10 protein-coding genes are annotated in these 12,928 nt (G+C 66.9%); 7 read left to right on the top strand and 3 right to left on the bottom strand.

Features of this window, described 5'->3' with window-relative positions:
• Positions 1-199 precede the first annotated feature (199 nt).
• From ftsH to BJY22_RS35280, 4 genes are all read left to right on the top strand, one after another.
• Entirely contained in the window at positions 200-2,164 is a 1,965-nt protein-coding gene (ftsH, locus tag BJY22_RS35295; RefSeq protein ID WP_167215818.1) for an ATP-dependent zinc metalloprotease FtsH, read from the top strand.
• 116 nt (positions 2,165-2,280) lie between these two features.
• Entirely contained in the window at positions 2,281-4,116 is a 1,836-nt protein-coding gene (locus BJY22_RS35290) for a glycoside hydrolase family 15 protein (RefSeq protein ID WP_167215816.1), read from the top strand.
• A 164-nt stretch (positions 4,117-4,280) separates the two neighbouring features.
• Complete coding sequence (locus tag BJY22_RS35285; RefSeq protein ID WP_167215814.1) at positions 4,281-5,246, top strand: ring-cleaving dioxygenase; 966 nt, start codon at positions 4,281-4,283, stop codon at positions 5,244-5,246.
• A complete protein-coding gene (locus tag BJY22_RS35280; protein WP_167215812.1) occupies positions 5,243-5,875 on the top strand; it encodes an alpha/beta hydrolase in 633 nt (210 codons plus the stop codon). Before BJY22_RS35285 ends, BJY22_RS35280 begins: the two co-directional genes overlap by 4 nt.
• A 248-nt stretch (positions 5,876-6,123) precedes the next feature.
• Here the strand turns inward: BJY22_RS35280 and BJY22_RS42110 are convergent, their stop codons facing one another.
• The 3 genes from BJY22_RS42110 to BJY22_RS35265 all read right to left on the bottom strand — a co-directional run bounded on the left by BJY22_RS42110 (position 6,124) and on the right by BJY22_RS35265 (position 8,869).
• A complete protein-coding gene (locus BJY22_RS42110) occupies positions 6,124-6,594 on the bottom strand; it encodes a site-specific integrase (protein ID WP_167215810.1) in 471 nt (156 codons plus the stop codon).
• 82 nt (positions 6,595-6,676) lie between these two features.
• Entirely contained in the window at positions 6,677-7,183 is a 507-nt protein-coding gene (locus tag BJY22_RS35270; protein WP_337759840.1) for an N-terminal phage integrase SAM-like domain-containing protein, read from the bottom strand.
• Between the two features lie 798 nt (positions 7,184-7,981).
• On the bottom strand, positions 7,982-8,869 hold the full coding sequence (locus BJY22_RS35265; RefSeq protein WP_167215806.1) for a CPBP family glutamic-type intramembrane protease: 888 nt from the start codon (positions 8,867-8,869) through the stop codon (positions 7,982-7,984).
• 288 nt (positions 8,870-9,157) lie between these two features.
• Between BJY22_RS35265 and BJY22_RS35260 the strand changes: the two genes are divergently transcribed.
• The 3 genes from BJY22_RS35260 to istB all read left to right on the top strand — a co-directional run bounded on the left by BJY22_RS35260 (position 9,158) and on the right by istB (position 12,014).
• A complete protein-coding gene (locus tag BJY22_RS35260) occupies positions 9,158-9,802 on the top strand; it encodes a hypothetical protein (protein WP_167215804.1) in 645 nt (214 codons plus the stop codon).
• A gap of 92 nt (positions 9,803-9,894) precedes the next feature.
• Positions 9,895-11,190 carry an IS21 family transposase gene (istA, locus tag BJY22_RS35255; protein ID WP_337758587.1) on the top strand — a complete coding sequence of 432 codons (1,296 nt, stop codon included), beginning with the start codon at positions 9,895-9,897 and terminating at the stop codon, positions 11,188-11,190.
• Entirely contained in the window at positions 11,190-12,014 is an 825-nt protein-coding gene (gene istB / locus BJY22_RS35250; RefSeq protein WP_167206450.1) for an IS21-like element helper ATPase IstB, read from the top strand. The genes istA and istB overlap by 1 nt, the downstream gene beginning before the upstream one ends.
• Positions 12,015-12,928 lie beyond the last annotated feature (914 nt).

Genomic DNA, 12,928 nt, shown 5'->3' with positions numbered 1-12,928 from the left:
CCCGCCCCGAAGCGACCGTTCCGCACCTGTGCGCGGCGTCGCCTTGCGGCCATCGGACGTGGACAATCGCCGTGTAGCCGGATCTGTCATTGGCCCAGGCAACGGGTGCCGGCAGTTCCATCCTTGCCAGGGATTCCGACGGGCTCGAGCCAGGCCCACTCTGCTCGACGATGGCGGCGGCCTAGTGATGGAGGAGACGATGAGTGATCAGAGTCGGCGGGAGAGCGACCAGGTGTCGGCGCCGGATCGTGATGAGCGCCCGGACGGCGCACGGCAGCGTTCTGATCAGCCGTGGCGGACCGAAGGTCTTCCGATGGGGAAGGAGGGCCGGCCGCGGCTTCCCCGGTGGCTGAGGGTGACGGCCTGGATCGTGGGTGGCTACTTGGTGTTGTTCTTGCTGACCACGACGCAGGACCAGATGGCGGCCAGCGCGGAGACCATCGCCTACACCGAATTCACTACGCAGGTAGAGAAGGGAAACGTAGCCGAGGTTTTCGCGCGTGGTGACACGATCGAGGGTCGGTTGAAGCAGGCGGCGTCGGTCCCGGGCAAGACTGATACGGAGTACACGAAGTTCACGACCGAGCGGCCGACGTTCGCGAACGACAACCTGTACGGCGCGTTGGAAAAGAGCGGCACGACCGTCCGGGCGACACCTGTGGTCCAGGAGCGCGGGGCGCTGTGGAATCTCCTGATCTCGTTCGCTCCGATCCTGCTGCTGGTCGGGTTCTACCTGTGGCTGTTCCGGCGCCAGCAACGTGCCGCGACAGGTGGGCTCGGCGGGCTGTTGGGCAACGGACAGAAGAAGCCCGTGGATCCGGAGAGCGTCCGGACGACCTTCGCCGACGTAGCGGGAATCGACGAGGTCGAGACTGAGATCACCGAGATCGTCGACTATCTGAAGGATCCGGGCAAGTACCGAAGGGTCGGCGCCCGGGCACCCAAGGGCGTGCTGCTCGCGGGCGCGCCGGGGACGGGGAAGACCTTGTTGGCCCGGGCGACGGCCGGTGAGGCCGGGGTCCCGTTCTTCTCGGCGAGCGCGTCGGAGTTCATCGAGGCGATCGTCGGTGTCGGCGCGAGCCGAGTGCGCGAACTGTTCCGGGAGGCCCGGAAGGTGGCGCCGGCGATCGTCTTCATCGACGAGATCGACACGATCGGGCGGGCGCGCGGCGGCGGCCGGGCGATCGGAGGGCATGACGAGGGCGAGCAGACGCTCAACCAGATCCTGACCGAGATGGACGGCTTCTCCGGGACGGAGGGCGTGATCGTGCTGGCCGCCACGAACCGCCCCGACGTCCTGGATCCGGCGCTGTTGCGTCCCGGCCGGTTCGACCGCACGATCACCGTGCACGCACCGGATCAGGCTGGCCGCGAGGCGATCCTGAAGGTTCATGCGCGGGAAAAGCCGCTGACGGCGGACGTCGACCTCGCCGCGTTGGCCAAGTCCACCCCGGGCATGACCGGCGCGGATTTGGCGAACCTGCTGAACGAGGCCGCGCTGGCGGCCGCCCGCACCGGCCGTTCGGAGATCCGCCGACACGACCTGACCGATGCGCTGGAGAAGATCCAGCTCGGCACGGCCCGCAATGTGGTGATGCCGGAGGAGGAGCGACGTCGTACGGCGTACCACGAGGGAGGCCACGCGCTGCTCGGGATGATCCAGGCCGGCGCTGACCCGGTCCGAAAGGTGTCCATCATTCCTCGGGGCCGTGCGCTCGGTGTCACGTTGTCGACGCCCGAGATGGACCGCTACGGGTACGACGCCGACTACCTGCGCGGCCGGATCATCGGCGCCCTTGGTGGGATGGCGGCTGAGCAGGAGGTGCTGGGAGTGGTCACCACCGGCGCGGAGAGCGATCTCGAAACCGCGACCCGCATCGCACGATCGATGGTCGGCCGCTGGGGAATGTCCCAGGCCGTGGGTCCTGTGTCCGTCCTGCCGTCCGACGGCGATCCGCGGGCCGTCGCTTCCGACGCGTTGCTGAACACCGTCGACGAGGAGGTACGACGTCTCATCGAGGAGTGCTACCAGGAGGCGAGGCGGTTGTTGCGGGAGAACCGCGAGCGGTTGGACGGGATTGCAGCTGAACTCCTGAAGCACGAGACGCTCGATGAGGCCGACGCGTACGCGGCCGCTGGCATTCCGCACGACCTCCTGGCCTGATACCCGGGCCCTGGGCTGCGCGTCCAGGGTGCCGGGCCAGGGACCAACACTGGCGCGATGGCGGCCGGTCCGGACGACGCTGGAAGCAATGACCAGACGGAGCGGACGGGACGATCATGGCGCGGCACATCGAGGACTACGCCCTCATCGGCGATCTGCGCACGGCCGGGCTCGTCGGCGTGGACGGCGCGATCGACTGGTTGCTCCTGCCGCGTTTCGACTCGCCGGCCGTGTTCGCAGCGCTTCTGGGGCATGCAGACCACGGGCGGTGGTCGCTCGCCCCGGTCGAGCCGAGTCACAGCGGCAAGCGGCAGTACCGGCCCGAGACCCTCATCCTCGAAACGGACTGGACGACAGCCGACGGTGCCGTCAGGGTCACCGACTTCATGGTCCCGGGCTCGTCGACACCAGTAGTGGTGCGAATCGTGGACGGCCTGGTCGGCAGTGTGACGATGCGAACCCAGTTCGTGCCACGCATGACCTATGGCCGGGACGTGCCGCTCTGGCGCCGCAGCGTCGACGGGCGGCTGATCGCGGCCTCCGGTGAGGATGAACTGTGGCTCGATGGTGATGTCGCGCTGAGGGCCGCCGACGGGTCCTCGACGGCTGACTTCGTCATCGGTGCGGGGGAGCGGATCACGTTCACACTGACCTACGCGGCCACCGATGTGGCCAGCAGAGTCGTTCCGGACGTGGCCCTGGCTGACACCGAGGCGTTCTGGACCGAGTGGGTAGGCCGATCAACCTACGCCGGTCCATGGGTCGAGGAAGTGAACCAGTCGCTCATCGTCCTCAAGGCACTCACCTACGCCCCGACCGGCAGCATCGTGGCCGCCGCCACAACCTCACTGCCCGAGCAGATCGGCGGGTCCCGCAACTGGGACTACCGCTACGCCTGGTTGCGTGACGCCACGTTCACCCTCTACGCATTCATCGGTGCGGGCTTCCTCGAAGAGGCCGAAGCCTGGCGGGACTGGCTGGTGCGCAGCGTCATCGACAGTCCGTCGGATCCACAGATCATGTATGCCATCGACGGTGCCGAGCACGTTCCCGAGCAAACGCTCGACTGGCTGCCCGGATATGAAGGCTCAAGCCCGGTCCGGGTCGGGAACGCCGCCGCAATCCAGCATCAGAACGACGTCTGGGGCGAGGTTCTGGACATCCTCTTGGCGGTGCGCGAAGCCGGCATCCCTGCGACCGCTGAGCAGGAAAAGATCGAGCACGCCCTGCTCGACCAGATCGAACGGCACTGGCAGGAACCCGACCACGGGCTCTGGGAGGTTCGAGGGCCCTGCCGGCACTTCGTGCACTCGAAGGTCCTGGCGTGGGTTGGTGTTGACCGTGCGATCCGGATCCGCTCGCTCGCGCACCAGGGCACCGATGAGTCGCGTGAGCTCGAACGGCTGGAAGCGATGCGCCGTACCATCGCGCTCGAGATCTGCGACCGCGGCTACCACTCAGGACGCCAGGCCTACACCCAGTCGTACGGGTCGCCGAAACTCGACGCGGCCGTCCTGCTGATGCCGCGCTACGGCTTCACCTCCTGGGACGATCCGCACATGGTCGCGACCGTGAACACAATCCAGCGCTGTCTCACCGATCAGGGACTCGTCCAGCGGTACCTCGTCAGCGACGACGGTAACAATGTCGACGGCGTACCAGGCGGCGAAGGCACCTTCTTGGCCGCATCCTTCTGGCTCGTCGACGCTTTGCACGGCATCGGCCGCACGGACGAGGCAGTCGAGATGTTCGAGCGTCTGCTGTCGCTGCGGAACGACGTCGGTCTGCTGAGTGAGGAGTACGACCCGACGACCGGACGCCATCTCGGAAACACTCCACAGGCATTCAGTCACGCGAGCGTGGTCACCACCGCGCTGACTCTAAGCGCGGCCGCGGACTCGGGCCGAGGCTCGTCAGCTGCCCCGGCCGAACCGTTCACCGATGTCGCCTAGGAGTAGATCGGTGTCGAGAACGCGAACGGGCGAGAGGCGGTGAACTGAATCGCGATCTGACGGGTACCGCAAGAGCAGACTGTCACGCGCAACGGGCAAGCCTGGTCCCTAGTGTCGGGGGCGGCCTGTTCCGCCCCCTTGTTGGCGGCTGGAAGGAACGAGCGATGGGCAACACGATTGCACCACACGGGCTGCATCACGTCACGGCGATTGCCGAGGATCCGCAGCGCAACGTCGACTTCTACACGTCGGTTCTCGGGCTGCGGCTGGTGAAGCGGACGGTCAACTTCGACGCGCCGGACACGTACCACCTGTACTACGGGGACTCGTCGGGCCGCCCGTCGACGCTGTTGACGTTCTTCCCTTGGCCGGGGGTGCCGAAAGGCAGGCAAGGCACCGGTCTGACGACGGCGACGGCGTTCAGTGTGCCGCCGGAGTCGCTGGGCTGGTGGCAGCGGCGGCTGCAGACACTTGGCGTCGACGCGGACGCGCCGGTCGCCCGGTCCGACGAGGAGGTCCTGCGGCTGCGCGATCCCGACGGCCTGGTCATCGAGCTCGTCGCGTCCGACGGTGACACCCGGTCTGGCTGGGACGGTGTCGCGGCCATCCCGTTCGACAGCGCGATCCGAGGGCTGTTCTCGGTCACCATGACCGAGCAGTCGCTCGACCCCACGGCCGAGATGCTCGCTGGGATGCTGGGCATGCGGCACGGCGAGGACACGTCCGACGGCTCGCGGTTCGTGATGTCCGGGGGAGCGGAGGGTACGGCGGTCGATGTACGGCCCAGCAGCGCTCGGCGCGGACTGCAGGCGGCGGGAACGGTCCATCACATCGCCTTTCGGGCACCGGACGGCGAGACCCAGGCGAAGTGGCGCCTCGAATTGATGGAGGCCGGTGTCCAGGTCACCGAGATCATCGATCGGCAGTACTTCACCTCGATCTACTTCCGTGAGCCGGGCGGGGTCCTGCTGGAGATCGCGACCGACCAGCCGGGCTTCACGGTGGACGAGCCGCTGCTGGAACTCGGTCAGCACCTGAAGCTGCCACCGTGGCTCGAGCCGAGCCGCGAGCAGATCCAGGCCTCGCTGCCGGCACTGCGCGTACCGCCACCCCCAGAGCCGGGCTCATGAGCGAGGACGTCCTCGCGCGGCCGCACGTCTGGATGCCGGGTTCGTCCGCGCTGCCGCTCCTGTTCCTGCACGGGACCGGTGGCGATGAGCACGACCTTCTCGTGCTGCGGCAGTACCTGGCACCCGACGCGCCCGTGCTGTCACCGCGGGGGACCGTGTCGGAGCAGGGGATGGCCCGGTTCTTCCGGAGGCTCCGCGAGGGTGTGTTCGACGAGGACGACCTGCGGTTGCGCGCCGACGAGCTCGCCGGCTTTCTGGCTGCCGCCGAGCAGAAGTACGGCGTGGCTCCCGGCTCGTGGCTCGCTGTCGGCTTCTCGAACGGCGCCAACATGGCATCCGCCTTGCTCCTCCGCCACCCGGAGTCGCTCGCAGGCGCCGTTCTGCTGGCCGCCATGGTGCCGTTCGTCGACGACGAGCCGCTTGATCACGCGCTGGCCGGGAAGCGGGTGCTCATCGTCAACGGCGACAGCGACCCGATGGCCACCCCCGCCCAGACCCACAGGCTGACCGACCAACTACGTCGCCGAGGTGCCGACGTCGAACTCCTGACCTTCCACGGCGGCCACACCATCGACCCGGCCCAACTCACCCACATCAAGCACTTCATCGACGCCGCCCAGCGGAGCTGACGGCAGCAGGGTGCCCCTGCATTCGTGCCCCGTTAGTGGCACGCGTCCCCGAACGTCGCAAGATGTTGCCGCAGGCAAGTTCCCGCTACGTCCCTGCTACGTGGGACGCTGAAAAGCCATGACCACGGCTGATCACCGATGAGAGACAAGACCGCAGGTCAGCGGTCGTTTCGCCCATCCCCGGCTGAATCCCAGTCAGGCTTGAAGAGATCTACACCATCTTCGAAGGCACCTCCGAAATCCAGCGCCTAGTCATCTCGCCTGCCATCTCCGGCGTGCGCATCCAGTTGACGTTTCCGCAGGTCAGACAGCCGCGAGTCGACAGCCTTCCGCGTCCGCTCGTGTGACGACCGCAGCATGTGGGTGTAGAGCTGGAGCGTGAACCCTGCGTCGCCGTGGCCCATGTACTGCGCCAGCTCCTCGATGTTCACGCCGTCTGCCAGCGTGATGCTCGCGTAGTAGTCCCTGAGTGCGTGCATGCCGTTCTCGCGACTCGAGAAGTACTGCCGCCTGCCGCGGACGTCCTTCGTCGGCTCTGGTATGACGCCCGCCTGGAAGAGCGCCGGCTTCCACACGAGCACGTCATACGCCCGCGCCCGGATGCGCTTGTCGTCAGTCCAGCCGAACAGCAGGTTGACCGTGTGTGGCTTCCCGTCAACCTTCTCCCACGGCAGCCAGTAGGGCCGAGGCTTCATGGCGTCGATGTACTCCGTCAGCATCACGGCCACCCCTCCGACATCGGCACCGTCCGCTCGGTGTCGTTCTTCGGCAACGCGAACACGAACTCCCGCCCCAACTTCTTCACCTGCCGCCGAACTCGGATAACCACCTCCTCGAAATCGACGTCCTCCTCGGCCATCCCGAACAGCTCGCCTGCCGCAGCCCGCGCGCAGCGCCGATGGAGGCGATCGGCCAGTACTGCGCCGGATGCCCTTCCACGATCCGCAGCACAACCTCGTCGCTCCAGGCGGTAGTCTTTCCACCCTTCTCCGCCGGCACCTTGACCACTCGCGCCTTTGCCGGATTCCGCTTGATCGCCTCATCGTCGACGGCAACCTCCAGCGTCCCGTGCATCACGAGATACGCCGTACGCGCCGTAGAAGCCCCGAACCGCGCATCGAGTCCAGCCACCCAAGCCGCAATCTCAGAAGGCTTGATCGTCCGCAACTGCCGCCGCCCAAACACAGGTACTACGTGGAGCCGCAAAGACGACTCGTACTTGAGTGCCGTTGCCGGATCCACCACCCGGGACGCCAGCCACCTCTCGGCAACCTCCTCAAACCGAACCTTTCCGGCCTCCGGATCGATGTACTCCCCACGCTCCCGATCCGTCTTCGTCCCAAACGCCTAGATCGCTCCCGCCCCTCCGGATCCACCCATCCCGCCAACCACCGCTTCCCCCGCCCCCACTTAGCCGTACGAACCCGCTCGCTCGAGCCGTCGCCCTGCTTCACCGCCCGAGTCCACTGATCCTTCACGTACGCCACTGCCGCGCCCACTCGTCGCCGATTTGCGGCAGCTCAACGTCTGGAGAACGGGGGAATTGAGTCGTCGGCGTGCGGCGACACTCAGTCCAGGCTGAGTGCGCGTGCGGATGAGCGCGAGCGCCCAGGAAGAGCGCTCGAACGAGGAGCCCTCCGGTGGCCACGAATTGCCGTCTACCCATGACCGATGAGAACACCAGCGGTCGCCGCGGGCCCTCGAGGAGCCAGGCCTGCCGCGTGCCGATCTCGGAATGGCAGTACTACCTGGCGCACCCGACAAGGATCCAATCGTCCCTGCACAGTCCTTGTCGGACGGCTTCGTAGCAACGGCAGGAAGCGGGGTGTTCATTTCGGCCGCGACCGAGTCCGGCGAGACGTCGCTCATCGCAGAGATCCGCCAAGACGTACCCCACTCGACACCGATCCCTGGGAGGACGTCTCCGTACAGGTCAGCGCCGATCCACTACTCATCTGCAGCTCCGGATGTACGCCTTCGCGCCTTACCAGGTGGCCAGTGCGCACGAACCTAGGTCGCGAACCACCACCAACCGGCTTTTCTTGTAACGGGCCTCAGGGCCAGCCTCGTAGGCAGTAACGGTTCGGGACGATGACTGGTTGGAGGTCACGGTCCTGCGGGCAACTCGTCGTGACCCCTGTCGCCCTGTGCGCTGCTGGTCGCCGGCTGCTCGGTTGCGGACACGACTGGGCTGCGTCGCCAGTAGGTGATGAGAACGACGATGGCGATCAGGCCGATGCCGACCAGGCCGCCCACCGTGACGACGAATGGGTCGCCGGAAAGATGCTTGGCGTCCGAAAGCCGGTCAGAGAAGGAGTTCAGGCTGCCGTGCAGGAACGCGACGACGAGTACGCTGCAGCCCGCGGCGACGTACAGCCGCGTCAAAAGAAGGGACAGGCCGATGCCGAGGGTGGTCATGAGAACGAGCACCCCGAGCGGGTCCTTGCCGGGGTAGTTGAGCCCTACTAGCAGCAGAAGCAGGTGCCACGGCGCCCAGATAAGCGCGACGATAACGGATGCCGTGACTTCGCCGAGGGGGAGCAACTTGGGGAGCAGGTAGCCACGCCAACCGTACTCCTCGCCGAGCGCGAGCGCGGAGCTGATCGGTGTACCGATGACCAGCAGGAGAAGGAATACGTACCAGAACGGCCTATTGGTGCCTGGGTCGAACTCGCCGATGCCGGTAGCAACAGAGATGCCGATCGTGGACATCACCAGTGCGACCGGGCCGAAGACAGCGATGAGGTAGTAGTGCCATCGCCGGACGACGCCCAGAGAACCCCTCAACCCTTCCTTGCTGATGAACAGGCGCATGACGAGGGCGGCGGCCGCGGGAGCGAACATACCTAGTGCGGTGTAGGCGCCTCCGCCATAGCTCGTCGGCGTACGCCAGCGCGTCAGCGACTGCAGCGCGTCTGGCCATATCGGTGTCCAGAAGGCCCAGGCGATCGCGTAGCTCAGTGCCACGAAGGTGACGACTTCCCGCCATTGCACTCGATCCTTTTGTGACTGCCGATGAGTCGGTGGACCTGTGGGGCCGACCCGTCCTGCTCTGGCCATCCTGCGTCTCCTTTCCCGGCACCTGGTGACTCCGCGGAGTGCTCGCGATCAGATGCTCGCTGCGCGAGTTGCACGGTGGTTGCACGAGGGCAGGCGGTACGCCGCTCTTCGCTTCTGTCCATGTACCAGCTCCGTGCCGCAACGGCCGTGCAACGGGGACGTGGACGGTGTGGACGTTCGCAATCGTGGCTCAGCCGGCCGCGGCACGTCTATCTCAAGGAGATGAAGATGATCAGTAGGACTCTGCGGGTGGTGGTCGGTGTCGCGGTCCTGGTGATCGGCGGCTGCCTAGCCGCGGCCGGAGGGGTGCTGACTGCAACCACCGGCCCCGACGACACCATGCGGACCGCGTACCACCCGGTGACTGCAACGAGCCGAGCCCTTGTCGCCCGCGCGGCTAACGTCTCGCCTGGCGCGGTGCCCGGCAGCTTCGGTGAGTTCACGCTGCGCATCGACGCGCGTGCCAACGACGAGCCGCTGTTCGTCGGGGTGGCGCCAGCCTCAGCGGCTGAGAGCTACTTGTCTGGCGCTGCGGTGCAGACCGTGCGTCGTCTCGATCTCTGGCCGTACAGGCTGCAGACCGCAGACACGCCGGGTACCGCGAGGCCGCTGCGGCCCGAGAGGCAGTCGTTCTGGGCTGCTTCGGCCAGCGGCCCGTCGCCGCAGTTGACCTGGTCTGTTACGGACGGAGAGTACCGCGTTGTGATCATGAACACCGATGCGTCACCGGGATTGGATACAGAAGTCAGGTACGCCCTGACCATGCCGTGGCTGTTCGAGATCGGCCTTGGCTCACTCGCGCTGGGCGGGCTGCTCACCGTTTCCGGCGTGTTCGTGATTCTGCGCGCGAGGCGTAAGACAGCCTGAGCCTTGGATGCGCCGGAGGTCTGTCGACGACGGGTGAAGACTGACCCTCTCGCGACGGTTGAAAGTGAACCCCGTGCGTGACCCTGTGAAGGGTGATGACAGTGGAGGACTGGGCTGAGATCCGTCGGTTGTACAGGTCGGAGGGCAAGGCGATCAAGGCGATCGCGCGTGAGCTGGGGATCTCGCGGAATGCTGTTCGTCGTGCGCTGGCGCGAGACACGGCGCCGAAGTATGTCCGGGTCTCGAGGGGTTCGAGGGTTGATGGGGTCGAACCTCAGATCAGGCAGTTGTTGAAGGAGACCCCGACGATGCCGGCCACGGTGATCGCGGAGCGGATCGGCTGGCAGCATGGGTTGACGGTGCTCAAGGACCGGGTCCGGGTGCTGCGGCCGTACTATCTGCCGTCGGATCCGGCGTCCCGGACGGAATATGACGCGGGGCATCGGGTGCAGTGCGATCTGTGGTTCCCGCCGGCCCGGGTGCCGCTGGGAGCTGGCCAGGCAGGATCACCGCCGGTGCTGGTGATGACGTCTGGCTACTCGCGGATGCGGTGGGCGTTGATGATCGCGTCGCGGCAGGCACCGGACCTGATCGCGGGGCACTGGCAGCTGCTGCAGAATATCGGCGCGGTGCCGCGCGAGCTGGTCTGGGACAACGAGTCCGCGGTGGGGTGTTGGCGGCGCGGCAAGCCGACACTGACGGACGAGTTCGAAACGTTCCGCGGCAGCCTGGGCATCGGGGTGCATCTGTGTCGGCCCCGCGACCCGGAGGCCAAGGGGCTGGTTGAGCGGAACAACGGCTACTTCGAGACCTCGTTCCTGCCCGGGCGGACGTTCATCGGGCACCGCGACTTCAACGCCCAGCTGACCGACTGGCTGGTGCTGGCCAACGCCCGGCACTCACGGCGGATCGGCTGCGCGCCGACGGCACGGTGGGCCACTGACCGGGCGGCGATGCTGGCGATGCCGCCGACGGCTCCGTCGATCGGATGGTCGGCCCGGGTCCGGCTGCCGCGGGACTACTACGTGCGGATCGCGTCCAACGACTATTCCGTCGATCCCGTCGTGGTCGGCCGGTTCGTCGACGTCAACGCGGACCTCACCACGGTCACCATCACCTGCAGCGGCACGGTCGTGGGCAGGCACCAGCGGTGCTGGGCCAGGCACCAGACCATCACCGACCCTGCCCATCGAGAGACCGCGAAGCGTCTTGCCCACTACGCCACAGCGGGCAGAGACCACGCCACCAGCCGAGCGACCGGGGCTGAGGTCGTGGTGGAACGCCGAGACTTGTCGGTCTACGACACCGTGTTCGGCCTGACCCACCCGGCCGGGCAGGCCGGGCACGCCGGGCAGGCCGGGGATCGCGCCGGCGGAGAGGTGGCGTGATGGCAACCCGCGCGAGCTCGCCCGGCAAGCCCGGCACGGTCGTCAAGACCGAACGAGACCTGAGTGGTGAACTGGCGTTCCTGACCAGGGCGTTGAAGGCACCAACCCTGCGCGAAGCCGTCCCACGACTGGCCGAACGAGCCAGGGCCGAGTCATGGACGCATGAGGAGTTCCTGGCCGCATGTCTGCAACGCGAAGTCTCAGCCCGTGAGTCCCACGGCGGCGAGGGCCGGATCCGGGCCGCTAGATTCCCCGCCCGCAAGAGCCTCGAGGAGTTCGACTTCGACCACGCCCGCGGACTCAAACGCGACGTCATCGCCCACCTCGGCACACTCGACTTCATCGCCGGCAAGGAGAACGTGGTGTTCCTCGGACCACCCGGCACCGGCAAGACTCACCTCGCCACCGGCATCGCCATCCGCGCCTGCCAAGCCGGCCACCGCGTCCTGTTCGCCACCGCCGCCGAATGGGTCGACCGGCTCGCCGAAACCCACACCGCGGGCCGGCTCCAAGACGAACTCCGCCGCCTAGGCCGCTACCCACTACTCGTCATCGACGAAGTCGGCTACATCCCCTTCGAACACGAAGCCGCGAACCTCTTCTTCCAACTCGTCTCGTCACGCTACGAACGAGCATCCCTGATCGTGACCAGCAACAAAGAGTTCGGCCGCTGGGGCGAAGTCTTCGGAGACGACACCGTCGCCGCCGCCATGATCGACCGGCTCGTCCACCACGCCGACGTCATCGCCCTCAAAGGCGACTCCTACCGCCTCAAGAACCACAACCTCGGCCGGATCCCCACACCGACCGACGACCAACCATGACAACCAGCAAGGGGGTTCACTTTCAACCGCCGCAAAGGGGTCCGTTTTCAACCGTCGTTGACAAGGTCCCGATGAGCATCGCCAGGCATCTGTCTGAGCAGCGCATCGGCGTGGCCTTCAGATGTCGTTGCGCGGCGCGCATCTGTGGGCCCGGGGCGGCTCGGTGCAGCGCCGGGGGAGGGAGATCCCGCTCGGGGATCGCGCGATCCCCGTCCCCGGCAGTCCAGGACGCCAGTTGAGGCAGACCACTGGGCTAGGTTCGCCGCGGCAGGTGCAGCACCTGGCGACAAGGATTCGCGGCAGGTGTGCATGCGCGGAGACGAGCCCATCTCTGCCGGAGCGAAGGATGGGCTGTACCCGTCCGATCACCCGCTCGGGGCGGCTTGCGCCCTCGGCCAGGTTCGCGGAGTGCCGGGTCCAAGCCCTGGTTCGGTCGCTTTCCACGGCCTCCGGTGACGACTGGGCGCAGCTCTGATGTCCATCGGTGCGAGGCCAACGAGTGAACCGTAGCTCTGTCGATCCGCGCTGTGTATTGGCCGTCAGGAGCCGCTTGGTCTCGCTGTGCCGGACGACATCGCGCGGTTGTAGTGGACGACGTCAAGGTCCCTCGCCTCGGACCACCAGGATCCCGCTGGAAGCGACCATGGCCGACGAGCACCGCGCCGGCCTGACGACCCAGCTCGTTGTCGTGTCAGCGGTGACTGCCTCGCGCGCGCTGCTAGGGCGTCGAGCATCTCGCATGGTGTGCTGGCTGGACCGGTCGCATCTGCCAAGGTCGTGCTCACGGCCATCCGGTTCGCCCAAGCTGTACGGATAGTTCCAGAGACGTACCGACAGCCCACCAGGTCCCCGAACGCTTCGGCATCCGGGCGGGCCCGGATGCCGAAGTCTGGCGGGTTGGGCCGAACCGACGG

Source organism: Kribbella shirazensis (assembly GCF_011761605.1).
GTDB lineage: Bacteria > Actinomycetota > Actinomycetes > Propionibacteriales > Kribbellaceae > Kribbella > Kribbella shirazensis.
The sequence above is the reverse complement of the archived record's forward strand: the minus strand, read 5'-3'. Positions and strand labels throughout refer to the sequence as shown.

Coding starts and splice junctions, on each gene's coding strand:
- ftsH (WP_167215818.1), top strand. CDS start 200: ATGAGTGATCAGAGTCGGCGGGAGAGCGACCAGGTGTCGGCGCCGGAT.
- BJY22_RS35290 (WP_167215816.1), top strand. CDS start 2,281: ATGGCGCGGCACATCGAGGACTACGCCCTCATCGGCGATCTGCGCACG.
- BJY22_RS35285 (WP_167215814.1), top strand. CDS start 4,281: ATGGGCAACACGATTGCACCACACGGGCTGCATCACGTCACGGCGATT.
- BJY22_RS35280 (WP_167215812.1), top strand. CDS start 5,243: ATGAGCGAGGACGTCCTCGCGCGGCCGCACGTCTGGATGCCGGGTTCG.
- BJY22_RS42110 (WP_167215810.1), bottom strand. CDS start 6,594: ATGCTGACGGAGTACATCGACGCCATGAAGCCTCGGCCCTACTGGCTG.
- BJY22_RS35260 (WP_167215804.1), top strand. CDS start 9,158: ATGAAGATGATCAGTAGGACTCTGCGGGTGGTGGTCGGTGTCGCGGTC.
- istB (WP_167206450.1), top strand. CDS start 11,190: ATGGCAACCCGCGCGAGCTCGCCCGGCAAGCCCGGCACGGTCGTCAAG.